This window comes from Paraplanobispora siamensis, from assembly GCF_016863175.1.
Lineage (GTDB): Bacteria > Actinomycetota > Actinomycetes > Streptosporangiales > Streptosporangiaceae > Planobispora > Planobispora siamensis.
Genome location: NZ_BOOJ01000024.1, coordinates 90,829 through 114,674, shown reverse-complemented (window position 1 = coordinate 114,674; position 23,846 = coordinate 90,829). Strand labels below are relative to the sequence as shown.

23 protein-coding genes are annotated in these 23,846 nt (G+C 73.2%); 19 read left to right on the top strand and 4 right to left on the bottom strand.

The features are described 5' to 3' along the window. Positions 1–161 precede the first annotated feature (161 nt). The 4 genes from Psi01_RS13555 (at position 162) to Psi01_RS13540 (ending at position 5,255) form a co-directional block, all read left to right on the top strand. The gene (locus Psi01_RS13555; RefSeq protein ID WP_204064342.1) at positions 162–1,610 is read left to right on the top strand and encodes an FAD-linked oxidase C-terminal domain-containing protein; all 1,449 of its coding nucleotides are present in this window, start codon (positions 162–164) and stop codon (positions 1,608–1,610) included. Then, positions 1,610–3,070 (top strand): FAD-binding oxidoreductase, encoded by a 1,461-nt coding sequence (locus tag Psi01_RS13550; RefSeq protein WP_239127608.1) that lies wholly within the window; start codon positions 1,610–1,612, stop codon positions 3,068–3,070. Before Psi01_RS13555 ends, Psi01_RS13550 begins: the two co-directional genes overlap by 1 nt. Before the next feature lie 2 nt (positions 3,071–3,072). Further along, positions 3,073–4,311 carry a (Fe-S)-binding protein gene (locus Psi01_RS13545; protein WP_204064341.1) on the top strand — a complete coding sequence of 413 codons (1,239 nt, stop codon included), beginning with the start codon at positions 3,073–3,075 and terminating at the stop codon, positions 4,309–4,311. 182 nt (positions 4,312–4,493) lie between these two features. Continuing rightward, complete coding sequence (locus tag Psi01_RS13540) at positions 4,494–5,255, top strand: IclR family transcriptional regulator (RefSeq protein WP_204064340.1); 762 nt, start codon at positions 4,494–4,496, stop codon at positions 5,253–5,255. Positions 5,256–5,335: 80 nt separating this feature from the next. Here the strand turns inward: Psi01_RS13540 and Psi01_RS13535 are convergent, their stop codons facing one another. Further along, the gene (locus Psi01_RS13535) at positions 5,336–6,115 is read right to left on the bottom strand and encodes a VOC family protein (protein WP_204064339.1); all 780 of its coding nucleotides are present in this window, start codon (positions 6,113–6,115) and stop codon (positions 5,336–5,338) included. A 131-nt stretch (positions 6,116–6,246) separates the two neighbouring features. After that, complete coding sequence (locus Psi01_RS13530; protein ID WP_204064338.1) at positions 6,247–7,173, bottom strand: SPFH domain-containing protein; 927 nt, start codon at positions 7,171–7,173, stop codon at positions 6,247–6,249. 151 nt (positions 7,174–7,324) lie between these two features. Here Psi01_RS13530 and Psi01_RS13525 point away from each other — a divergent pair, with 151 nt between their 5' ends. After that, positions 7,325–8,005 carry a hypothetical protein gene (locus Psi01_RS13525; RefSeq protein ID WP_204064337.1) on the top strand — a complete coding sequence of 227 codons (681 nt, stop codon included), beginning with the start codon at positions 7,325–7,327 and terminating at the stop codon, positions 8,003–8,005. Between the two features lie 96 nt (positions 8,006–8,101). On the opposite strand, the gene Psi01_RS13520 is transcribed toward Psi01_RS13525, so the two are convergent. After that, positions 8,102–9,532 carry a trimethylamine methyltransferase family protein gene (locus Psi01_RS13520; protein WP_204064336.1) on the bottom strand — a complete coding sequence of 477 codons (1,431 nt, stop codon included), beginning with the start codon at positions 9,530–9,532 and terminating at the stop codon, positions 8,102–8,104. Positions 9,533–9,640: 108 nt separating this feature from the next. Here Psi01_RS13520 and Psi01_RS13515 point away from each other — a divergent pair, with 108 nt between their 5' ends. The 12 genes from Psi01_RS13515 to Psi01_RS13460 all read left to right on the top strand — a co-directional run bounded on the left by Psi01_RS13515 (position 9,641) and on the right by Psi01_RS13460 (position 21,043). Beyond that, entirely contained in the window at positions 9,641–10,405 is a 765-nt protein-coding gene (locus tag Psi01_RS13515) for an IclR family transcriptional regulator (protein WP_204064335.1), read from the top strand. Then, complete coding sequence (locus Psi01_RS13510; protein WP_204064334.1) at positions 10,402–11,073, top strand: cobalamin B12-binding domain-containing protein; 672 nt, start codon at positions 10,402–10,404, stop codon at positions 11,071–11,073. Before Psi01_RS13515 ends, Psi01_RS13510 begins: the two co-directional genes overlap by 4 nt. Then, complete coding sequence (locus Psi01_RS13505; RefSeq protein WP_204064333.1) at positions 11,070–11,510, top strand: methylenetetrahydrofolate reductase C-terminal domain-containing protein; 441 nt, start codon at positions 11,070–11,072, stop codon at positions 11,508–11,510. The genes Psi01_RS13510 and Psi01_RS13505 overlap by 4 nt, the downstream gene beginning before the upstream one ends. Beyond that, the gene (locus Psi01_RS13500; protein ID WP_239127606.1) at positions 11,507–12,406 is read left to right on the top strand and encodes a methylenetetrahydrofolate reductase; all 900 of its coding nucleotides are present in this window, start codon (positions 11,507–11,509) and stop codon (positions 12,404–12,406) included. Before Psi01_RS13505 ends, Psi01_RS13500 begins: the two co-directional genes overlap by 4 nt. A 12-nt stretch (positions 12,407–12,418) precedes the next feature. Then, a complete protein-coding gene (locus Psi01_RS13495; RefSeq protein ID WP_204064332.1) occupies positions 12,419–13,270 on the top strand; it encodes a dihydropteroate synthase in 852 nt (283 codons plus the stop codon). Next, positions 13,267–15,165, top strand: a complete 1,899-nt coding sequence (locus tag Psi01_RS13490; protein WP_204064331.1) for an ASKHA domain-containing protein — start codon at positions 13,267–13,269, stop codon at positions 15,163–15,165. Before Psi01_RS13495 ends, Psi01_RS13490 begins: the two co-directional genes overlap by 4 nt. 19 nt (positions 15,166–15,184) lie before the next feature. Further along, entirely contained in the window at positions 15,185–15,760 is a 576-nt protein-coding gene (locus Psi01_RS13485) for a DUF1638 domain-containing protein (RefSeq protein WP_204064330.1), read from the top strand. 196 nt (positions 15,761–15,956) lie between these two features. Beyond that, positions 15,957–18,182: a hypothetical protein gene (locus Psi01_RS13480; RefSeq protein WP_204064329.1), complete on the top strand. Its 2,226-nt coding sequence runs from the start codon at positions 15,957–15,959 to the stop codon at positions 18,180–18,182. After that, positions 18,179–18,694: a hypothetical protein gene (locus Psi01_RS13475; protein ID WP_204064328.1), complete on the top strand. Its 516-nt coding sequence runs from the start codon at positions 18,179–18,181 to the stop codon at positions 18,692–18,694. The genes Psi01_RS13480 and Psi01_RS13475 overlap by 4 nt, the downstream gene beginning before the upstream one ends. 120 nt (positions 18,695–18,814) lie before the next feature. Further along, positions 18,815–19,444 (top strand): RNA polymerase sigma factor, encoded by a 630-nt coding sequence (locus Psi01_RS13470; protein WP_239127604.1) that lies wholly within the window; start codon positions 18,815–18,817, stop codon positions 19,442–19,444. Further along, on the top strand, positions 19,441–20,538 hold the full coding sequence (locus Psi01_RS13465) for a CU044_5270 family protein (protein WP_204064327.1): 1,098 nt from the start codon (positions 19,441–19,443) through the stop codon (positions 20,536–20,538). The genes Psi01_RS13470 and Psi01_RS13465 overlap by 4 nt, the downstream gene beginning before the upstream one ends. 178 nt (positions 20,539–20,716) lie before the next feature. Next, positions 20,717–21,043 carry a PepSY domain-containing protein gene (locus Psi01_RS13460; protein ID WP_204064326.1) on the top strand — a complete coding sequence of 109 codons (327 nt, stop codon included), beginning with the start codon at positions 20,717–20,719 and terminating at the stop codon, positions 21,041–21,043. Positions 21,044–21,180: 137 nt separating this feature from the next. On the opposite strand, the gene Psi01_RS13455 is transcribed toward Psi01_RS13460, so the two are convergent. Then, entirely contained in the window at positions 21,181–21,741 is a 561-nt protein-coding gene (locus Psi01_RS13455) for a hypothetical protein (protein ID WP_204064325.1), read from the bottom strand. Positions 21,742–21,833: 92 nt separating this feature from the next. On the opposite strand from Psi01_RS13455, the gene Psi01_RS13450 reads away from it, so the two are divergent. Together Psi01_RS13450 and Psi01_RS13445 are read left to right on the top strand one after the other, a co-directional pair. Beyond that, positions 21,834–22,514, top strand: a complete 681-nt coding sequence (locus Psi01_RS13450; protein ID WP_204064324.1) for a response regulator transcription factor — start codon at positions 21,834–21,836, stop codon at positions 22,512–22,514. Continuing rightward, entirely contained in the window at positions 22,511–23,791 is a 1,281-nt protein-coding gene (locus tag Psi01_RS13445) for a sensor histidine kinase (protein WP_204064323.1), read from the top strand. The genes Psi01_RS13450 and Psi01_RS13445 overlap by 4 nt, the downstream gene beginning before the upstream one ends. Positions 23,792–23,846 lie beyond the last annotated feature (55 nt).

Here is a 23,846-nt window from a genome sequence, read left to right as displayed (position 1 = left end):
GGCGGGGCCCGTCCTCCCGCGCGGGGGACGGCTCCACCTCCGTGTCTCCACCCGGGCGGAGCCCTCGTCCGGCTCCGCCGCGTTCCGGAATTCGTCCGGCGGCCTGTTGGATGAATTCACTTTGTCCCACAAGCTGTGGGACGAATGAAGGAGGGGCGACGATGACGCTCGACGAGCTGGTCCGGCGGGTGGCGGGGGTGCTGCCGCCGGGGGCGGTGATCACTGATCCGGTGCGGCTGCGCACCTACGAGTGCGACGGTCTCACCCATCACCGGGTCGTGCCCGGGGCCGTCGTGCTGCCGGAGAGCGCCGAGCAGATCGCCGCCGTGGTACGGCTCTGCAACGAGTACGGCGTGCCGTTCGTGGCGCGGGGTGCGGGGACCGGGCTGTCGGGCGGGGCGCTGCCGCGCACCGACGGGGTGCTGATCGTGACCTCGAAGATGCGGCGGATCCTCCAGGTCGACCTGGAGAACCGGCGGGCCGTGGTGGAGCCGGGGGTGACCAACCTGGCGATCACCGAGGCGGTCCGCGAGCACGGTTACTACTACGCGCCCGACCCCTCCAGCCAGCAGGTGTGCACCATCGGCGGCAACGTCGCGGAGAACTCCGGCGGCGCGCACTGCCTGAAGTACGGCTTCACGGTCAACCACGTGCTCGCCCTGGAGATCGTCACCCCCGACGGCGACGTCGTCACCCTCGACGCCGACGACCCCGGCTACGACCTGCTGGGCGCCTTCGTCGGCTCGGAGGGCACGCTCGGGATCACCACCAAGGTCACCGTACGGCTCTCGCGGGCGCCGCAGGCCGTCACGACGCTGCTGGCGGCGTTCGAGAACATCGAGCAGGGCGGGCAGGCCGTCTCGGCGATCATCGGCGGCGGGATCGTCCCGGCCGCGATCGAGATGATGGACGCCCTGGCGATCGCGGCGGCCGAGGCGGCGGTGGCCTGCGGCTACCCCGCGGGCGCGGGGGCGGTGCTCATCGTGGAGCTGGACGGGCCCGAGGCCGAGGTGCGGCGCCAGTTCGCCGAGGTGGAGCGGGTCTGCCGGGACAGCGGCGCGTTCGAGCTGCGGACCGCGGCCGAGCCCGAGGAGCGGGCGGCGATCTGGAGGGGCCGCAAGTCGGCGTTCGCCGCCGTGGGCCGGATCAGCCCGGCCTACATCGTGCAGGACGGGGTGGTGCCCAGGACCGCGCTGCCGCAGGTGCTGGCGAGCATCGACCGGCTCTCGGCCGAGCACGGCATCCGGGTGGCCAACGTCTTCCACGCCGGGGACGGGAACCTGCACCCGCTGGTGCTGTTCGACGACGCCGAACCGGGCGCGGGCGAGCGGGCCGAGCTGGTCTCGGGCCGGATCCTCGACCTGTGCATCGAGCATGGCGGGTCCATCACCGGTGAGCACGGTGTTGGTGTAGACAAGTCCCGATATATGCCGAAGATGTTCACCGACGACGATCTGGACACCATGCAACTGGTCCGCTGCGCCTTCGACCCCCGCGGCCTGTCCAACCCGGGCAAGGTCTTCCCCACCCCGCGCCTGTGCGGCGAGGTTCCCGGTGTGCGTAAGGGAGTCCACCCGCTGGTCGAGTCCGGCCGGGCGGAGCAGTTCTGATGGACGTCCCGCACGAGAACACCCCCCGGCCCGGCGCGGAAGAGGTGCTGCGCGGACCCGGCGCGGAAGAGGTGCTGCGCGGACCCGGCGCGGGCGGGGCAATGGGCGGGCTCAGCGCGAAGGAGGCGCTGCGGGCGACCGGGGTGACGATCCGGGAGGCCGGTTCCGGTGACGCCGTGGCCGGGGTCATGCCCCGCTGGGTGGCGCTGCCGGAGAGCACCGAGGAGGTCGCGGCGCTGATGCGGGTCTCGGCCGGGCACGACCTGGCCGTGGTACCGGTGGGCGGCGGCACCCGGCTGCACTGGGGGAACCCGCCCGAGCGCTGCGACCTGCTGGTCGACACCTGCTGCCTGAACGAGATCCTGGAGCACGCCTCCGGGGACCTCGTCGTACGGGTGCAGGCGGGCGTGACGACGGAGTCCCTGGCCGAGACGCTGGCCGCCAGGGGCCAGGAGCTCGCCCTCGACGTCCCCCTCGGCGGCGCCACCGTCGGCGGCGTGCTCGCCACCGCGGTCGCCGGGCCGCGCAGGCTCCGGTACGGCACCGCCCGCGACCTGCTGATCGGCGTCACGGTCGTGCTCGCCGACGGCACGGTGGCCAGATCCGGCGGGAAGGTCGTCAAGAACGTCGCGGGCTACGACCTCGGCAAGCTGTTCACCGGCTCGTACGGCACGCTCGGGATCATCACCGAGGCCGTCTTCCGCCTGCACCCGATCGCCCCGGCGCGCCGCTGGATCACCGCCGAACTGCCCGCGCCCCGGACGGCCGCGACCGGCTCCGAGGGCTCCGGATCACCGATGGGTCCGGGGACGGTCGAAGGCTCCGGCTTTCCTGTGAGCCCGGGAGCCGTCGGCGTGGCGCTCGCGGCCTCGCAGGCCGAGCCGAGCGCGGTCGAGCTGGACTGGCTCGCGCCCTCCGGGGTGCTGACGGTGTCCGCGCTGGTGGAGGGCGCCGCGACCGAGGGGCGGGCGGCGGCCGTACGGGATCTGCTCGGCGGGATGACCGGCAGGCCCGGGACCACCGGTGAGTCCGGTGAGTGGCCGGTGGGCTCGTACGGCGTCGCCGAAGGGGACAAGGCCCCCGACTGGTGGGGAGTCCTGCCGGGCGAGGAGGTGCTGCTGGAGCTGCGGGTCCCGCCCTCGGGGGTGGACGGCGCGCTGCGAGCGGTGGCCCGGCGCGGGCTGCCCGCCCGGGTGCGCGGCTCGCTGGCCTCGGCGGTCCTGCGGATCGCGCTCCCGCCGGAGACCGGCGGAGCGGAGCTGGCGGGGTTCGTCTCGGCCGTACGCGAGGAGTCCGGCCCGCTCGGCGGCAGGCTGACAGTGCTCGCCGCCCCTCATGAGCCCGCCCCGCAGGTGGACCGCTGGGGCCCGGTGGGGACGCTGCCGCTGATGCGGCGGGTCAAGGAACGGTTCGACCCGGACCGGAGGATGTCCCCCGGCCGGCTGGCTGGAGGCATCTGACAGTGGACCCCGAGCTGATCAACGACTGCGTGCACTGCGGCTTCTGCCTGCCGACCTGCCCGACCTACGTCCTGTGGGGCGAGGAGATGGACTCCCCGCGCGGCCGGATCCACCTGATGAAGCAGCACGTCGAGGGCACTCCGCTGACCGACGAGATGGCCGGGCACTTCGACGCCTGCCTCGGTTGCATGGCGTGCGTGACGGCCTGCCCCTCGGGCGTGCGGTACGACAGGCTCATCGAGCAGACCCGGGCCGAGGTGGAGCGTGAGCACGTCAGGGAGCCCGACGACCGGGCGCTGCGGGAGCTGGTCTTCCAGCTGTTCCCCTATCCCCGGCGGCTGCGGGCGATGCGGCTGCCGCTGCGGCTCAGCGCGGGGCTGCGGCGCCGGATCGCCCCGAGGCTGGAGCGGATCAACCCCTCGCTGGCCGCGATGGCCGACCTCGCCCCCGAGACCGCGGGACGGCCCCGGTTGCCGCGCAGGGTCCGGGCGGTCGGCCGGCGCAGGGCCGTGGTCGGCATGCTCACCGGCTGCGTGCAGGGGGAGTTCTTCCCCCGGGTCAACGCGGCCACCGCCCGGGTGCTCGCGATGGAGGGGTGCGAGGTGGTGATCCCGCCCTCGCAGGGATGCTGCGGGGCGCTGTCGCTGCACTCCGGCCGCCCGGAGCAGGCCGCGCGCTTCGCCCGGCGCACCGTCGCCGCCTTCGAGCGGGCGGGCGTGGACACGGTCGTGGTCAACGCGGCCGGGTGCGGCTCGACCATGAAGGAGTACGCCGAGATCCTCGACGGGGAGTGGGCCGAGCGGGCCCGGGCGATCCGCACGGTGGACCTGGCGGAGTATCTCGTCGAGCTCGGCCCGGTGGCCAGGCGGCACCCGCTGCCCCTCACGGTCGCCTACCACGACGCCTGCCACCTGGCGCACGCCCAGGGAGTACGGTCCCAGCCGCGCGCGCTGCTGACCGCCATCCCCGGCCTCGAACTCCGGGAGATCGCCGAGTCGGCGATCTGCTGCGGCTCCGCGGGAACCTACAACCTCTTCCAGCCCGAGGCCGCCCGCGAGCTGGGCGAGCGCAAGGCCGAGAGGGTGCTCGCCACCGGAGCCGACCTGCTGGTGTCGGCCAACCCCGGATGCACCATGCAGATCACCTCGGCCATCCGCCGCTCCGGCACGGCCCCGATCCCGGTCGCCCACACCGCCCAGGTACTGGACGCCTCCCTGCGCGGCACGGAAAGGATCGCATGAGCGCCGAACCCACGTCCGGGCAGAGCGAGCGCCCGGCCCGCGCGAGCAGGGCGAGCGCCATGAGCACGGCCGGGCGCGCCGGTGAGCCAACCGACGAGCGAAAAAGCGAGGAACGAGCGGGCGAGCGAGGAGGGCGGCCACCGGCTCCCGAGCGCCCGGCCCGCGCGAGCAGGGCGAGCGCCATGAGCACAGTCCAGTCTGTGGACCGGGCGCTGGATCTGCTGGAGGCCCTGGCCGCGCACGGCGGTGAGGCCGGGATCTCGGAGCTGGCCGCCGCGACGGGGCTGCCGTACGGGACGATCCACCGGTTGCTGCGCACCCTGCTCGACCGGGGGTACGTGCGCCAGGAGTCGGACCGGCGTTACGCGCTGGGCGGGGCGCTGGTACGGCTCGGCGGGGTGGCCGAGCGGATGGTCGGCGTGTGGGCGCAGCCGTACCTGCAGCGGATGGTCGAGCTGTCCGGGGAGACGGCGAACATGGCGGTGCTGGAGGGTGACTTCATCGTCTATGTCGCCCAGGTGCCCTCGCCCCGGCGGCTGCGCATGTTCGCCGAGGTCGGCAGGCGGGTGCTGCCGCACAGCACGGCGGTCGGCAAGGTCCTGCTGGCCGACCGGCCCGACACCGAGGTGGCCTCGCTGGTCGGGCGGACCGGGATGCCCCGGCGGACCGCCAACACCATCACCGACCTCGCGGGCATGCTCGCCGAGCTGGAGCGGGTGCGCGACCGCGGTTACGCGCTGGACCTGGGCGAGGAGGAACTCGGCGTGCACTGCCTGGCCGTGGGCGTGCGCGACGGCGCGCGGATGGTGGCGGCGATGTCGGTCTCCGGTCCGGCCGAGCGCATCGACGCGCTCGACCGGGAGGAGCTGGCCGCGGGCATGCGGAAGATCGCTCACGACTTCGGCGCCGAGCTGGGCGGCGCCCTCGGCCCCGGCGGACGGTGACCGGCCTCGGGGCCGACGTGCTCCCGGAACCGGCGCGCCGACCGGTCCCGCGGCTCCCGCCCGTACGGCGGGCGGACCGGTCAGTCCTGCTGGTCGTCCGGGAGACGGCAGAGGGTGAAGGGCGCACGGAAGGGGTCGCCGACGACCGCCATCCGGCCGTAGGCCGAGTCGAAGGGGCCGTGGGCCAGCTCGCCGCCGAGCTCCGGCACCCGGCTCGCGGCGGCGTCGCAGTCGGCCACGGCGAAGTAGGTCATCCAGTGGGGTGCGACGCCCGCCCACTCGTCGGTCATCTTCAGCCGCCCGCAGACCTGCTCGCCGTCCAGCTGCCACACGGTGTAGTCGAAGCCGGCCCCGTCACCGATCTGCTCCTGCTCGTAGCCGAACAGCGCCCGGTAGAAGGCGTCGGCCGCCCGGCCGTCGACGGTGTTGATCTCGTGCCAGCACATCGCTCCGGGCTCGGAGTGCAGCTGCGAGCCGATGAACGGGTCGGCCTGCCAGAGCCCGAACGTGGCCCCCGTCGGGTCGGCGGCCACGGCGTAGTGCCCGAAGCCCGGCTCGGCGGTCGGCGGCGTGAGCAGCTTGCCGCCGTTGGCCTCGACCTTGGCCGCCGTGACCTCGACGTCGGAGGTGGCCAGGTAGACGTTCCAGCCCGATTCCGCCGACGGGTCCGTCTGCAGCGTGAGCGCCGCGACCGGCCTGCCGTTCACCGAGCACATCATGTAGCGCCCCGTCTGCTCGCTCAGGTCCTCGCAGCTCCAGCCGAGCAGGTCGCCGTAGAAGACCGAGGCCGCGACCGTGTCGGGGGTGGTGAGCTCGACCCAGCAGGGGATTCCGTCCGGATATCCGGTGCGTTCTGTCATCGTCGTCTCCGTCGACGCGAGAGTGATCGTCCTTTGACAGCCAGCCGACATCCTTTCACGGGACGGCGGAGCCGATCCAGACGATTCGCAAAGGTTTTCGATATCGACGGAGCGTCACCTCCCCGGCGGGGCTACTGGCGCGCGGGCGGGTTGATGTTCAGGCCGCTGCCCTGCGGGACCGGGACCACCGTGACCTGGCCCTTCTGGATGGCCTGCCAGAGCACCGCGCCGTCGGGGCCGAGCACCTTCACCAGGTCCCTGATGGACTCCAGCTCGGTGCGGACCTTGGCGTTGCGCTGGGCCTGGGCGACGTTCTCCGCCTTGGCGGCCTGCTCGGCGGCCAGCGCGCTGACCAGCGCCTCCGGGGGCTCCGGCTTCTGGATGGTCAGGGAGATGTCACCGCAGTCGCCGCTGCCGGCGTAGTTCTGGCCGCAGAAGTAGCTCGCCCCGGCGGTCTCCTTGATGAACTCCCTGGCCAGGGTGCCGACCCGGGCCTCCCAGGCCTGCTTCACCTTCGGGTCGTTGAACAGCCCGCGCCACTCGAACTCCTGGGAGGCCGCGTCCAGGGCCCGGTCCAGGGGCACCCGCATGTAGATGCCGAGCATCCTGCGCCACCCCTCGGACTCGCCGTCCTCGTGGTAGGCGCGGAACTTCAGCCCGATCTTCTCGTGGAACTGCTGGAGCGTCTTGCAGTCGGTGTTCAGCGTGAAGGTCGCCACTCCCGAGACCCGCATCTCCACGTTGTCCTTGCTGACCACCGTCAGCGGCTTGGACTCGGCCTCGTCGGCCCCGGTGAAGTCGAAGGTCCGCTGGCCGAACGGGTAGGAGTAGCCGGTGTCGCCGGGCCCGAGCAGGGTGGCGCCGCTGGAGGGGTTGATGCACTTCTCGAACTTGATGGCCTCGAAGGTCCCGCCCGCGTAGTGCAGGACGACCTCGTCGGGCTGGGTGCTCACCCGGGTGCACCCGCTCAGGACGAACCCCAGCACCACCACCGCGCCGACGGCCAGCAGGAACCCCTTGAGCAGCAGCCGCCTGCCACCGGCTCTCTGTGCGTTCATCGTCACTTCCTTTACGTCCGCTTTACCGAAGGCGGATCCTAGTGGCGGGGCCCGCAGGACCACGACGCGGCGCCGGACACGTTCGGGCATCGGATGCGCCGTCCGATGCGACCCATCCGTAACTCGGGTTTCAGTCGTTCACAAGTGCGGCATGGCAGGCTCCCCGGCCATGGGAGTGCTCGACTTTCTGCTCGCTCGGCGGCTGCGGCGCGGCCCCGCACTGCTGCTGCCCGGTTCCGTCACCCCCCGGGCCGTCCTGGAGACGGTCCGGCTGCACAGCCCGCACGCGGTGGCGCGGGGCAGGGCCGTGGTCGTCGGCGGGGCCGTACGGCTCCGCGGCCCGATCGCGGTGGACCGCGAACTGGCGCTGGCGGCCAGGCTCCCGGTGGGCTGGCCGGTGGCCTACGTCGCCGACCTCGTGGACGCCGACGCCGAGGCGGACGTCACGGCGATCGTGGCAGGGCTGGCCGAGCGGCTGGACGGCCTGGCCTTCCCGCATCCCTCCGGCCGCTCGCCCGACCTGTTCGCCGTCACCGGCCGGGCGCTGCCCGCCGAGCGGCTGGCCGAGCTGCTGCCCGGCTCGCGCCCCCGCCGGATCCCGGGCATCGACCTCACCCTGCTGGCGTGCGGCCACAGCCCCCTGGAGATCTCCTTCTGCGGCGGCGAGGACGGCGAGATGGACTACGAGGTGTCGGTGGCGCGCGGCCCGGTCACCCCGGCGGTCGCCGAGAGCGCCGAGCGGCTGGCGGTCGCGATCGCCGGGGCCTGCGGCGGGGTGCTCAGGGACCACAACGGCTTCCGGGTCCCGCTCCCGGCCGGAACGCCGCGGTAGGGCCTCGCCTCCCCGGTGCCGTACCCGGCCGGCATGGCGCGGCAGGGCCTCGCCTCCCCGGCGCCGCACCCGGGCGGCGCGGCGCCGGGCCGGTCCTCAGTCGCCCAGCTCGCGGCGGCGGCGGGCGACGTAGTCCTGCAGCTCCTCGCGGACCGCGTCGTCCAGGGGAGGGCGCTCGTACTCCTCCAGCTTGGCCCGGTAGATCTCCCCCGCCCTGTCCGCCGCGTCCATGGCGCCGCGCCGTACCCAGCGCTCGTAGTTGTCCGACGACGACAGCAGCGGCCGGTAGAAGCAGGTCCGGAACCGCTCCATGGTGTGCGCGGCGCCGAGGAAGTGGCCGCCGTGGCCGACCTCGACGTGGGCGTCGAAGGCCAGCGACTCCTCGGTGATCTCCATCGGGGTGAACTCGTGCTGGAGCATGCGCAGGATCTCGATGTCCACGACGAACTTCTCGAAGCCGCTGACCAGGCCGCCCTCCAGCCAGCCCGCGGTGTGCATGACCCAGTTGGCGCCCGCCAGGAAGGTGGGCAGCATCGTCATCAGCGCCTCGTAGCCGGCCTGGGCGTCGGCCGTCTGCGAGGAGGTCAGCGCGCCGCCCGAGCGCCAGGGCAGGCCGAAGTGGCGGGCGATCTGGCCGGTGCAGAACAGGCCGACCGCCGACTCGGGGGTGCCGAAGCAGGGCGAGCCCGACTGCATGTCGATGTTCGACAGGAACGAGCCGAAGATCACCGGGCAGCCGGGGCGGATGAGCTGGGACAGGGCGATCCCGGTGAGCGCCTCGGCGATCTGCTGGACCAGCGTGGCCGGGATCGACACCGGGGACATGGCGCCCATCAGCAGGAACGGGGTCAGGACGACCGGCTGGCCGGCCGCGGAGTACTCGAACTGGGCGTCCAGCATGCGGTCGTCCCAGCGCAGCGGCGAGTTGCAGTTGATCAGGGAGATGGTGGCCGGGGTCGTCTCGATGTCGCCGAGCAGGATGCGGGTCATCGCGATGGTGTCGGCCGCGTTCGGCCCGGAGACCACGTTGCCCATGTAGATCTTGTCGGTCAGCGTCTGGAGCGCGTAGACCATGTCGAGGTGGCGCGAGTCGAGCGGCGCGTCGTTCGGCTCGCAGACGACGCCTCCCGCGGAGTCCATCTCGCCGAAGACCTGCGAGAGCTTGCAGAAGCGGTGGAAGTCGTCGAGCGTCGCGTCGCGGCGCACCTCGCCCTCGCGCACGAACGGCGAGCCGTACACCGCGCCGAAGGCCATGTGGTCGCCGCCGATGTGCACGTCGTTGGCGGGGTTGCGGGCCCGGACGTCGAACTCGCGGGGCGCCTTGGCGACCTGTTCGAGGACGAACTCCGGGTCGAAGAAGACGTTGTTCTCCTCGACCTTCATCCCGGCCTTGCGGAACAGCTCCAGTGCCCGGGGGGACATGAACTCGACCCCGATCTCGGAGACGATGCGGCGCCAGCCGCGGTCGAGGGTGGCCATCGCGTCGGCGGACAGGATCTCGTAGCGGGGCATCTGGTTCAGGAACACGGCCGCTCCTCCGGACCTCTTGACCCGAATCTGAGTCCGATCTTACGCTCAAGAAGTGGAACCAAGGTTCCACAATATGGAACTCCCGGAGAGGACGCCGGTGCCGTGGTGAGCGGGGACGACAGCAGGACGAACGCGCCGGGCACGCAGGCGGTCGACCGGGCGGCGCGGCTGCTGGTGCGCGTCGTCGAGGCCGGGCGGCCCCAGCCGTTCACCGCCCTGCTCACCGAGTCCGGGCTTCCCAAGAGCACCACCTCCCGCCTGCTGTCGGCCCTGGAACGGCACGGCCTGCTCCAGCGCGACCGCGACGGGGCCTTCCGCCCGGGACCCGTCCTGGCCCGCTACGCCAGCCGCTCCGGCAGCGCCGACCTGGCCGCCACCGCCCAGCCGTACCTGGAGCGCATCGGCGGCAAGACCGGCGAGACCGTCAACCTGGCCGTGCTCAGCGGCGGCGCGGTGGAGCAGATCGCCCAGGTCGACAGCAGCTACCTGCTCGGCGCGACGAACTGGGTGGGGCTGCGCGTGCCGCTGCACTGCTCGGCCCTGGGCAAGGTCTTCCTCGCCCACGGCGCGGCCGAGCTGCCGCGCGGCCCGCTGGAACGCCGCACCCCGCGGACCGTCACCGACCGCCGGGAGCTGGGCCGGGAACTGGCCGAGATCCGGCGGCTCGGGTACGGCGTGGCCCGCGAGGAACTGGAACCCGGACTGATCGCCGTGGCCGCCGCCGTGCGGGGCAGGGACGGGGCGGTCATCGCGGCGTTGTCGGTCTCCGGTCCCTCGGTGCGGCTCGTCCCGGACCGCGTCACCGAGATCGGCGAACTCCTGGCCGGCGAGGCCGGCGCACTCTCCGAGGTGTTAGGAGCCCCCCGTTGAACGAGCAAGAGATCCTGCAGGGCCTCTACGACCGGACCCTCGTCGGCGACGCCCCCGCCGTCCTGGACCTGACCGAGCAGGGGCTGGCCACCGGGCTGTCCCCCGAGACGATGCTGTTCGACGCGCTGATCCCCTCCCTGGAGGAGGTGGGCGCCCGGTTCGAGCGCGGCGACTTCTTCGTGCCGGAGATGCTGATCGCCGGGCGGGCGATGGCGGGCGCGATGGAGGTGCTGCGCCCGCTGCTGGCCCAGACGGGCGCGACGTCGCTGGGCAGGTTCCTGATGGGGACGGTCAAGGGCGACGTGCACGACATCGGCAAGAACCTGGTGAACATCATGCTGGAGGGCGCCGGGTTCGAGGTGATCGACCTGGGCGTCCAGGTGGCGCCGGAGAAGTTCGTGGCGGCCATCCGCGAGCACCGGCCCGACATCGTCGGCTTCTCCGCCTTCCTCACCACGACGATGCCGATGTTCAAGGCGAACATCAACGCGCTGGAGAAGGCCGGGCTGCGCGACGAGGTGATCGTCATGGTCGGCGGGGCGCCGGTCACGCAGGAGTACGCCGACGCGGTCGGCGCGGACGGCTACGCGGCCGACGCCTCCACCGCCGTCCGCCGCGCCAAGGAGCTGCTGGCCCGGCGCCGCGCCACGGCCGGGACCCCGTCATGAGCCAGGGCCCCGTCACGAGTCCGGGCCCCGTCACGAGCCCGGATCCCGTCACGAGCCCGGATCCCGTCACGAGTCCGGGTACGGCGGGCCACCGGGCGGTCGCAGCGGTGGAGCACGCGGTCAAGGGACCGGTGTTCGACTGCCGGATGTGCGGCCAGTGTGTGCTGCACTCCACCGGCATGACCTGCCCGATGACCTGCCCCAAGACACTGCGCAACGGGCCGTGCGGCGGGGTGCGCGAGGACGGCCGGTGCGAGGTCGACCCCTCGATGCGCTGCGTCTGGCTGCGGGCGTTCGAGCGCTCGCGGCGGCTGCCGTGGCGCGGGCACTTCACCGACCTGCGTCCCCCGGTGGACAACCGCCTGGCCGGCTCCTCGTCCTGGATCAACCTGCTGACCGGCCGCGACCGCCGTACTCCCCCGGGCTGGCAGCCGTGAGGTTCGACGAGCTCGTGCGGTCGGGAGGGCCGGTCGTCACGGCCGAGTTCCCGGTGGTGGACACCGACATGGCCGCGCTCGTACGGCACGCCGACCGGCTGCGCGGCTGGGCCGACGCGGTCAACGTCACCGACAACACCGCCGCCCACGCGCACGCCAGCAACGTCGCGGTCGCGGTGGCCCTGCGCGGGCTCGGCCTGGAGCCGATCATGCAGGTGGCCTGCCGGGACAAGAACCGCCTGGCGCTGCAGGCCGACATCGTGGGCGCCGCGCTGCACGGCGTGCGGGCCGTGTGCTGCCTGACCGGCGACGACGTCACGGCCGGGGACGAGCCGCAGGCCCGACGCGTGTTCGACCTCGACGGACCGCAACTGATCAGGGTGGCCTGCGCGCTCGCCGAGGGCCGCTACCTGTCCGGCCGGGCGATCGACCCGGCGCCGGAGCTGCTGGTGGGGGCGGTGGAGAACCCGGGCGCCCCGCCGTACTCCCACCGGGTGGACCGGGCGGCCAAGAAGATCCGCGCCGGGGCCCGCTTCCTCCAGTTGCAGATCTGCTACCACCCCGACCGGCTGGCGGCGTTCATGGCGGGCGCGGCGCGGGCCGGGCTGACCTCGCGCGCGGCCTTCCTCCCGACGATCTGCCTGGTCAAAGGGGCCGGCGGGCTGCGGTTCATGAACGAGAAGGTGCCCGGCATCTCGGTGCCGGCCGAGACGATCGACCGGGTGGAGAAGGCCGCCGACCCGTCGCGGGCCGCCTACGAGCTCGCCCTCGCACAGGCCGGGCACGCGCTCAGCCTGCCCGGCGTGCGCGGCCTGCACCTGGTCGACTTCCGCGGCGGCGACGCCGTTCCCCGGCTCCTTTCCGACCTGCGCATATCCCGCCGCCTGACCGCCTAGGAGGTCGCCGCCGTGCACACCGTCCTGAGATCCCGGACCCGGGAAGTGATCGTCGGTCACGACCGGCCGTTCTGCGTCATCGGCGAGCGGATCAACCCGACCGGGCGCGCGAAGTTCGCCGAGGCGCTGCGCGCGGGCGACCTGTCCCAGGTGGTGGTCGACGTGGAGCGGCAGGTCGCGGCCGGGGCCCACGTGCTCGACGTCAACGCGGGCGTGCCGCTGACCGACGAGGCGGAGCTGCTCTCCTCGGTGGTCAAGCTCGTCCAGGAGCACACCGACCTGCCGCTGTGCATCGACTCCTCGGTGGTCGAGGCGCTGGCGGCGGGGCTGGAGGTCTACGAGGGCAAGGCGCTGGTCAACTCGGTGACCGGCGAGGACGACCGGCTCGCCGAGATCCTGCCGCTGGTCAAGCGGTACGGCGCGGCGGTGATCGCGCTGGCCAACGACGAGACCGGCATCCCGGAGACCGCCGAACAGCGCCTGGAGATCACCGGGAAGATCGTCCGGGTGGCCACCGAGGAGTACGGCATCCCGATCGAGGACATCGTCATCGACCCGCTGGCGATGACCGTCGGCGCCGACACCGACGCGGTGAACGTGACGCTGGAGACCATCCGCGCGATCCGCGACACCTACGGGCTCAACATGTGCCTGGGCGCCTCCAACGTCTCCTTCGGCCTGCCCGACCGGCACGCACTGGGCTCCGCCTTCCTGGCGATGGCCGCCGCGGCCGGGCTGACCAGCGCCATCATGAACGCCCTGGCCCCCGAGTGCGTCACCGCCGCCCGCGCCGCCGACCTGCTGCTCGGCAACGACCCGTGGGGCGCCGGCTGGATCGCGGCCTACCGGGCCCGGCAGGCATGAGCGGCGCTCCCCCGGCGGAACGGGACCCGGGCCGGGAGAGCGGGTCCGGGCGGGTACGGCTGCGCCTGCTGCCCGACGGCCGGCCGCCCCGGGAGGTGAGCGTGCCGCCGGGGGTGAGCGTGTTCGAGGCGGCCAGCTGGAACGGCGTCGCCGTCGACTCGACGTGCGGCGGGCACGGGACCTGCCGCAAGTGCAAGGTCAGAATCGTCCACAGCGCCGAGGGAACCGACGACGCCGACGGGACCGGTCCGGTCCCGGTCTCCCGGCTGGACCCGCGGGCCTTCACACCGGAGCAGCTGCGCGAGGGGTGGCGGCTGGCCTGCCTCGCCCGGGCCGTCTCGGACCTGGAGGTGGAGATCCCCGCGCTCTCCACCCGGCCGAAGGCGGCGACCGTGGGGGTCGGGCGGCAGGTCATCCTCCGCCCCGCCGTGCAGAAGCGCTACGTCGAACTGACCGAGCCCACGCTCTCCGACCAGACGCCCGACCTGGAGCGGCTGCTGGCCGCCCTGGACGACCTGGAGCCGGTGCCGGACCTGCACGCCGTACGGGCCGCGGGGAGGGTCATGCGGGCGTCGGACTTCAAGGTCACGGCCGTGGTCGTGGACGACGCGCTGATCGACGTGGAGCCCGGGGACACCACCGGGTCGCGCTACGGCGTCGCCTTCGACCTGGGCACCACGACGGTCGTGGCGACGCTGCTGGACCTGGCGACCGGGACGCCGGTGGCGGTGCGGTCGATGCTCAACCTGCAGCAGCCCTCCGGGGCGGACGTGATCTCCCGCATCAGCGCGACGATGCTGGACCCGTCGGCGCTGGACCGGCTGCGGGACGCGGCGCGCGAGACGCTCGACCAGCTCGCCCGGGAGGTGTGCAAGGAGGGGGAGGTCTCCCCCGAGAACGTCTACGAGGTGGCGCTGGCCGGGAACGCGACCATGGTCCACCTCGCCCTCGGCATCGACCCCGAGCCGCTGGGGGTGGCGCCGTTCATCATGGCCACGCGCGCCCTGCCGGCCCTGCTCGCCTCGGATCTGGGACTGCGCTTCCACCCCCGGGCGCGGGCCGTGGTGCTGCCCGCGCTGGGGGCCTACGTCGGCGGCGACATCGTGGCCGGGGTCCTGGCCGCCGGCATGGACCGGGACCGGCGGCTGCGGTTGTTCGTCGACGTGGGCACCAACTGCGAGATCGTGCTCGGCGACGCCGACCGCCTGCTGGCCACCGCCGCCCCGGCGGGACCGGCCTTCGAGGGTGCCCAGATCCGCTGCGGCATGCGCGCCTCGGCCGGGGCGATCGAGACCGTGCGGCTGGCGCCCTCGGTGGAGCTGGGTGTGATCGGCGACGTCGAGCCGGTGGGATTGTGCGGGTCGGGGCTGGTGGACGCGGTGGCCGAGCTGCTGCGCGTGGGCCTGCTCGACCGCTCGGGCCGCTTCGTGCCCGAACAGGAGGCCGTACGGCTGGCGCCGGAGCTGGCCGGGCGGCTGACCGCGGTCGGCGGCGAGCGCGTCTTCGTCCTGGCCGGGGACGTCTACCTCTCCCAGCGGGACGTGCGCGAGCTGCAGTTCGCCAAGGCCGCTATCTCGACGGGGTGGCGGCTGCTGCTGGAGGAGTACGGGGCCGGAGAGCACGAGGTCCAGCAGGTCCTGCTGGCCGGGTCCTTCGGCTCCTACCTGTCCCCGGCCTCGGCCGTCCGGATCGGCCTGGTCCCGGAGCTGGCCCTGCCCCGGATCGTCAGCGCGGGCAACGTCGCCGGAGAGGGCGCCAAGCTCGCCCTGCTGTCCGTCCAGGAGCGGGCCGGTGCCCTGGCCCTCCTCGAGGAGATCCGCTATGTCGAACTCTCCGACCGCCCCGACTTCAACGACCGCTTCGTCGACCTGCTGTCCTTCCCCGCCGGCCGCTGATCCCCGGGAGGGTGCGGGGGTGGTGGCGTGCGGGGCGCTGGCGGGGCATGTGCGGGACATCGCGCATCGGCGGGGGTGGGCGGTGGAGGTGTATCCGCTCCCTCCGCTGCTGCACAACCGGCCCGCCGCCATCGCCGCCGAGGTCGAGGCGGTGGTCGGGGAGGTGAAGGGCAGGCACCGGCGGCTGGCGGTGGCCTACGCCGACTGCGGGACCTACGGGGCCCTGGACGAGGTGTGCCGGCGGCACGGCCTGGCACGGCTGCGCGGGGAGCACTGCTACGACGTCTTCGCGGGACGGCGGGCGCGCGAGATGACCGAGGAGGAGCCGGGGACGTACTTCCTGACCGACTATCTGGTGCGCACCTTCCACCGGTCGGTCGTGGTCGAGCTCGGCCTGGACCGCTTCCCCGAGCTCCGCGACGCCTACTTCGCCCACTACCGCCGCGTCGTCTGGCTGGCCCAGCGCCCGGGCCCGGCCCTGCGCGCGCAGGCCGTACGGGCGGCCGGGATCCTGCGCCTGCCCCTCGTCGTCCGGAAGGTCGGCGACGCGGCCCTGGAGCACGGGCTGGAGGAGCTCCTGTCTCCCGGAAGGTGAGGCCGACCTGGCCGCCGGGTCACATTCCCGCCGCCCCATTGACAGGTCCGGGGGCGAGGAGAAGTGTCCGAACTATCTCTACCGCGAGTCTGTGCGGCCAGACCGTTGGCGGCATGCCGTCGAGCATTCGTGGGCCCGAGGATCCCCGGCGGAACCGTCATGCCCGAAATCCGACGAGAGCGACTGGAGAGATCACATGTCTGCTCCATCCGACCCCACCCAGGGGACATCGGCGTCCCTGTCCGGCGTGGCCGACCTCGAACACCGTCTGCAGGAGGTCGTCCCGTCCGACGGGAGGGTTGCCGAGCAGCGGGAGGCGTCCGGTCTCCGGCAGGAACCGGGCCTCCGGCAGGAGACCCCGGGCCCGCAGGAGACACCCGGCCTCCAGCGGGACGTGCAGTTCCAGCTGACCCGCGGTAGGTACCGCAGCGGAGGACAGGGCTACCAGCTCGAACTCCGGGTGGACGTCGACGGCGTCCGCCCGCAGAACCGGGTCAGCGCCGACTTCTTCTCCACCAGCGGGGGCACGACCTCCTACTTCGGCTCCTTCATCGTGCACTTCCCGACGGTCACCGTCACGGCCGCGCAGGTCGTGCTCCAGGGGACGGGGAGCTTCACCTTCAACGCCGGCGCCCCGGTCGTGCGCGTGACCGTTCCGCGCCGGACGACCGCGCAGCCGCAGGGCGACGCCACGGTGCAGTTCCTCACCGCCTCCGGCCAGCCCGGCGCCGGTTACGTCTGCCCGTTCGTCTCGCCGTACTTCCGCAGCGTGGTCCTGGAGCAGGACTCGGTGACCGGGGCCGTGCCGTTCGTCTCCTACGACACCTCCGCGCTGCCCCAGCCGCCGACCAGCCCGTCCCGCGTGCTCACGGTCGTGAAGTCCTACGCCGAGGCGGGCATCGAACTGCAGATGTCCGGTTTCTCCAACATCGTCGCCACCTCGGCGGCCGGGCCCGACCTGCTCTGGAACGACGCCGAGCTGCACAACGCGATGGTGCAGCACTTCAGCGGCTTCGCCAACGTGGCGCAGTGGCGGTTGTGGATGCTGGTCGCCAGCGCGCACACCGGCGGCTACCGCGGGATCATGTTCGACTACAACGACGCCTGCCAGCGCCAGGGCGCGGCGGTCTTCTACAACGCCATCCAGGGCAACACCCCGCAGGCCCAGCGCGCCCAGCTGCGCACCTACGTGCACGAGATCGGCCACGCCTTCAACCTGCTGCACTCCTGGCAGAAGAACCTGGCCGTCCCGCCGCAGCCGCTCGGCCCCAACGGCGGCTTCGGGGACCTGAGCTGGATGAACTACGTCCAGAACTACCAGCCCCTGTCCGGGGCGGGCGGGGAGGCGGCCTACTGGGCGGCATTCCCGTTCCAGTTCACCGACAGCGAGCTGGTCCACCTGCGCCACGCCAACTACCGCGACGTGATCATGGGGGCGAACGCCTTCGGGACCGGCGCCGCCGAGATCGCCCCCGAGCTGTTCGACGAACCGGTCGAGGACCAGTCCGGCCTGGCCCTGGAGGTGCGGGCCAAGGAGGCCTTCGCCTTCGGCGAGCCGGTGGTGGTGGAGCTCAAGCTCTCCACCACCGACCTGCGCGGCCGCAACACCCACTCCCACCTGCACCCGGACACCGACTTCACGCACGTCGCCGTCACCCAGCCGTCCGGCCGGACCGTGCTCTACCGGCCGATGCTGCGCCACTGCTCGGACGACGCGGCCGTGGTCCGGCTGGACCAGGACAACCCGGCGATCTACCGCAGCGCCTACATCGGCCACGGCGCCGACGGGCACTACTTCCAGCAGCCCGGCGAGTACCGCGTCCGGGCCCAGTACCTGGCCTCCGACGGCTCCAGGATCGTCTCCCCCGTGTGCAGGATCCGGGTCCGCTACCCCGTCACCCAGGCCGACCAGGAGGTCGCCGAGCTGATGATGGGCGAGGAGAGCGGCAAGCTCCTGACCCTGCTCGGCTCCGACTCCCCCGCGCTGGCCTCGGGCAACGCGGCGCTGCAGGAGGTCATCGACAAGCACGGCAAGCACCCGCTGGCGGTGTACGCCCGCATGGTCCGGGGCGTCAACGCGGAGCGGGAGTTCAAGAACCTCACCGCCGACAACGAGCTGACGATCCGCCAGCCCGACACCAAGGAGAGCATCCAGCAGCTCACCCTGGTGGCCGACGCCTCGGCGCGGGGCGAGGGCGTCGACAACATCACGCTGAACATGGTGATGCGCCGCCTGGCCGGCGCCCAGGCCAAGCAGGGCGACCTGGAGCAGGCGACCGGGACGATCGACAAGATGGTCCGCACCTTCGAGGGCAAGCAGCTGCGCCCCTCGGTGCTGGAGCAGATCCGCCGCCAGGCCGAACGCACCAAGGCCGCGCTCGCCTCCGAGACGAAGGAGAGGCCGGCGCAGAAGAAGAAGTGACCGGCCACGACACCGAGAAGAAAGCCATCGTGATCCATATAGAGCTGACCGCTCCCGGCGGGCCGCACCCCGCCGGGAAACCGGTCCCCGTCAGCGTCTCCGTCGTCGGCACGACCGAGCTCCTGCTCGTCGGCGTCCTGGACGGCTCGGAGGACGGCAGCCGCTATCCCCGCTATCGCCCCGCGGTCTCCCTGGGCGGCCAGATCGTCGCCGCGCCGCCCGCCGCCGAAGACCCGCTCGTCGCCGCGCTGCGGGTCTCCGACTTCGTCCGCCTGGCTCCGGGAGAGCCCTTCGATCCCTGCGCGTCCCGGTCGCTGGCCACCTTCGAGACCTTCGTGCCCGAGGCACCCGGGTCCTACGTCTACACTCTGACTCTCGACACGCAGAGCAGCGCCCCGGAGCAGTGGCTCGGCCGCATCAACCAGACGGACGTCCCCGAGGTCCTGGCCCTCGTCAGCCAGGTGCCCCGGTTCCGCGTCACCTCGCCGCCCCTGGTCGTCGAGGTCCGTTGAGCCGTCCGTCGAGTCGTCCGCCGAGCCGGGGAACCGTACGGCGTCCAGCGGCGGAGTAGAGGGTGTGAGCGCGTCCGCGCTCTCAGACAAGGACCCTCTGATGACTGGACGAAACAGGTGGTGACGCTGGCGTTCCCCGACCGGGCCGCGACGCCTGCCGCGCCCCCTATCGCGCCCTCCGCTCCGCTGTCCGCCCTGGTCGCCACTCTGGCCTCCGACGCGGCGCTGATCGAGGAGTCGCTGGCCGACCCCGACAGGTTCGCCGGGCTGTTCGACCGGCACGCCGACGAGATCCACCGGTACGCGGCCCGGCGCCTGGACGACGTCACCGCGGCCGACGACGTGACGGCCGAGACGTTCCTGGTGGCGTTCCGCAAGCGCACCCGCTACGACCTGACCCGCTCCGACGCCCGGCCCTGGCTGTACGGCATCGCCTCGAAGCTGATCTCCGGCCACCGCAGGGCCGAGACGCGCAGGCTCAAGGCCCTGGCCCGGCAGGCTCCCGAGCGGGCGGCCGACTTCGAGGAGCGCAGCGCGGAGCGGGTGACCGCCGACGGGCTGCGCCCCGCGCTGGCCGCCGCCCTGGCCGGGCTCAGCTCCGCCGAACGGGACCTGCTGCTGCTGGTCGCCTGGGCCGAGCTGACCTACGAGGAGGCCGCCGAGGCGCTCGGCATCCCGATCGGGACCGTGCGCTCCCGGCTGTCCCGGACCCGAACCAAGATCCGCCGTTCCCTGGAGTCGCACGCATGAACGAGGACGAGATCCAGCTGGTGGCGCGCGCCCGCCCGGACGCGCCGCCGTACGCCCCCGAGGCGAAGGCCGCGGCCCGGCGGGGGCTGGTCGCGGCGGCCGCCACGCGCGGCCCGTCGCGGCCCCTGTGGCGCAGGCCTCCGGCGATGCTCCTGGCCGGGGCGCTGGCGGTGGCGGTCGCGGCGACCGTCCCCGCGCTGCTCACCGGTCCGGGGACGGAGCCGGGACCGGGGCGGGAACCCGCGGGGAAGGTCGTGGTGGCGCTGCCGAAGCTCGCTCCGGTGTCCGCGACCGAGGTGCTCGGCCGGGCCGCCAAGGCGGTCAAGGCGGAGCTGGAGCCGCGGGACGACCAGTTCGTCAAGGTCGAGTCGGAGACGATGTACGGCGCCTTCAGCGGGAAGTCCGTCAACACGGAGACGGGTGAGACCGCCCCGGAGACCCGTTACCTCTACCGCACCAAGCGGGTGATCTGGCAGTCGGCCGACGGGAGCAGGGAGGGCTCGCTGAGAATCGAGTACCTGCAGCCGAAGGCCTACCCCGGCTGGCCGATCCCGGAGGAGGCCGACGACGAGGCCGGGAAGGTGGAGATGCTCAGGCTGCCGGTCTGCGATCCTCTCCCGGCCCGTCTCCGCACCGACCACGCGGCGCTGAAGCGACTGCCCGCCGACGCCGGGGGCATGCGCGCCCACCTGTACGAGAGCGCCCGGGACGGCGGTTCCAAGGGCGATGAGGACGAGGCCGCCTGGACCCGGGTGGGCGACCTGCTGCGGGAGAACTACATGCCCGCCGCGCAGCGGGCCGCGCTGTTCGAGGCGGCCGCGACGATCCCCGGGGTCGACGCGGTCCAGGACGCCGAGGACGCGGCGGGCCGCCGGGGCATCGGAGTGGGCCGGGTGGGGCCCGACGGGATCAGGGAGGATCTCGTCTTCGACCCGGAGACCTACGAGCTGCTGGGCGAGCGCGGGATCGTGGTGGACGAGAAGCGGGCCGAGTCCCCGAAGGGGAGCCTGGTCGCCTCCACCGCGCAGCTGTCGGTCACCGTGGCCGACGAGGCGCCCGCGGTCCCCGACGACGACGCCTCCGGCTGCGGCTGAGGCTGACGGGGCCGGAATGGCCGGTGCGGCCCGGGTCCGGGCCGCACCGGCCATTCCAGGACAACTCCGGATCACAGCGGCAGACCCGGGACGGCACCGGGCCCCGGACGGCGGAACGTGACCCTGTTTTTAGCGGGGGCTGGACAGGACCGCTCCGACGCTCGGGAAAGCTCGGACCATGAGACAGATCCGCATGATCACCAGGGCCGCCCTCGCCGCCGCGGGGGCGGCCGCGCTCCTGCTCGCCGGGGGCGCCGTCCCCGCCACGGCCGGCTCCGCCGTCCGGCCCGCACCCGCCGCGGCGGCGGAGATCACCGCCCGCCAGGCCGTCGAGATCGTCAGGGGGTACGTCCCGGACGGGCGGGTCGTCAGGACCGAGCGCGTGTGGGAGCAGGGCCTGTGGACCTGGTGGGTGCAGGTCGTGGACGGCGCCTGGAAGTACGACTTCTACGTCTCGGCCGCGAGCGGGAACGTCGTCAGGCTCAAGATCAACCTCAACCGGTGAGTCCCGGGCGGGCGCTCACGGCTCCGCCCGGCCCGCGAGACCGGTCCCGTGAACAGGTCCCGTGAAACAGGTCCCGCAAGACCGGTCCCGTGAGACCGGCCTCGTGGAGCCGGTCCCGGTCCGGGACGCGTGCGGTCTCAGTCGTGGAACCGGTGGACGGGCGAGCCGTCGGCCGAGCAGCGCACCTCGATCTTGACGTCGGTCTCGTCCGCCTCGAACTCCACGCGGGCCCGTACGGCGGGGCCGCGTTCCACGTCGTCCACCTGGAAGCCCTGGGCGGGACTCCACGAGCGGAGCGTGACCAGGCCGTCGGAGCACCGGGCGATCACGCTCCCGCCCGCCGTCCTGATCACTCCGCTCCGGCCGGCGGGCTTCGCGGCGGGGGACGAGGTGGCGGGAGACGGCGTGGACGTCCCGGTCGGCATGGGATCCGGCGTCCCGGCCGGCGTGGCACCGGGCGTCGGGGCACCGGTGGACGCGGGAGCATCGGTGGACGCGGGGGCGCGGGTCACGGGCGGGGCGGCCGCGACCGGGGTGGTGCGGGCCAGCGCCTCCTCGATCTCGGCGGAGGACAGCGGCCGGTGCGCGGAGGCCGTCAGCGGCTCACCCAGAACGGTGATCATCGCCGCCCCCGCTCCGGTAGCGAGAACGCCGGTGGCCAGCCACCCGGCCACGACAAGAGGGAATCGCCTGCGCACGCGTCCACCTTGCCACCTTCGATGCTAAGACGCGGTTAAGGGGCCGATAACGTGCTTTGAGCATGGGTCGAGCCCGGCTAACGTGACGGCAAATGTCGAACGTGCTGCTCATCGAGGACGACGCCGCGATCCGCACCTCCCTCACCCGGGGGCTGCGCGACCGCGGCCACGCCGTCTCCTCCGCCCCCACCGCTCTGGACGGCCTGCGCCTGGCCGTCGAGGAACGCCCCGATCTCATCGTGCTGGACCTGGGCCTGCCCGACATGGACGGGCTGGACCTGCTGCGCATGCTCCGCGCGGTCAGCCACGTCCCGGTCATCGTCGCGACCGCCAGGGACGGCGACGCGGAGATGGTCAAACTGCTGGACGCCGGGGCCGACGACTACGTGGTCAAACCGTTCAGCGCCGCCCAGCTCGACGCCCGCATCCGCGCGGTGCTGCGCCGTTCCGGCGAGAACCGCGCGGACAGCTCGGTGACCGTCGGCGGCCTGCGGGTGGACCCGCGCACCCGGGAGGCGACGCTGGACGGCGCCGCCCTGGACCTGAGCCCCCGGGAGTTCGACCTGCTCCACTACCTGGCGGCCAGGCCCGGCGAGGTGGTCACCAAGCGCGAGCTGCTCACCCACGTCTGGCAGGTGCCGTACGGCGGAGCGGACAAGACCGTCGACGTCCACCTGTCGTGGCTGCGCCGCAAGCTCGGCGAGACCTCCGCCGCGCCCCGCTACCTGCACACGGTGCGCGGCGTGGGCGTCCGGCTGGCCGAACCGTCGTGAGGCGCTGGCTGGCCCTGCTGGTCGCGGCGACCACCTCCCTCGTCCTCGTCGCCCTGCTGGTCCCCCTCGCCCTGCTGGTCCGCACGTCCGCCGAGAGCGGCGCCGTGGACCGGGCGAGCGGCGAGGCCGAGTCGGTGGCGGTCGCCGTCGGCGCGGTGGACGTCGAGACCCTGAGGCTCACCGCGGAGCGGGCCGCGCATCCGACCACGGTCTTCCTCGGCGACGGCAGGGTCGTCGGCGCCCCCGCCGAGAGGTCCGCCGCGGTCGAGCTGGCCGCGCGCGGGCGCAGCGTCACCGCGGCCGTGCCCGGTGGCCGGGAGATCCTGGTCGCGGTCCAGGGGGCGCCCGGCGGCACGGCGGTGGTCCGGGTCCTCCTCAGCGACGACGAGCTGACCAGGGGCGTCACCCAGGTGCAGGCGGGGCTGCTGGTGCTCGGGCTGGCGTTGATCGGCCTGGGCATCCTGGTGGCCGACCGGCTGGCCCGCGCGGTGATCCGGCCGATCTCCTCGCTGGCGAAGGTCTCGCACCGGCTGGCCGCCGGCGACATGGCCGCCAGGACCACGCCCGGCGGCCCGCCCGAGGTGCAGGCGGTCGGCCTGGCGCTCAACCACCTGGCCGAGCGCATCACCGGGCTGCTCGCCGAGGAGCGGGAGAACGCGGCCGACCTGTCCCACCGGCTCCGCACGCCGCTCACCGGGCTGCGGCTGGAGGCCGAGTCCTTGACCGACCCGCAGGAGGCGGCCCGGATCGAGGCCCGGGTCGACGCGCTGGAACGGGCCGTCACCTCGGTGATCAATGAGGCCCGGCGGCGGTCCCAGGAGCGGCAGGAGTGCGAGGCGGTGGCGGTGGTCCGGGACCGGGTGGCGTTCTGGTCGGTGCTCGCCGAGGACCAGGGCCGGGCCATGGACCTGGAGCTGCCTCCGGGCCTGCTGCCCGTCGCCGCCTCCGCCGACGACCTCGCCGCCTGCCTGGACGCCCTGCTCGGCAACGTGTTCGCGCACACCGACGAGGGCGTCGGTTTCGGCGTACGGCTGGCACCCGTCCCGGGCGGCGCGACGCTGACCGTCACCGACGCCGGGCCCGGGTTCGCCACGACCGCCCCGCTGGAGCGCGGCGAGAGCGGGGCCGGATCGACCGGGCTCGGCCTGGACATCGCGCGCCGTACCGCCGAGTCGTCGGGCGGCGCGCTCACACTGGGCGCCTCCCCCGCGGGTGGTGCGAGCGTGACCCTGTTCCTGGGCGGGGTCCAGGGCGGATCCCCGGGCGGAAGAGGGTGAAACTGCTCTTAACGATCGCTTAGCGCGGCCCTATCGCCGGTCCGGAGAACCTGGG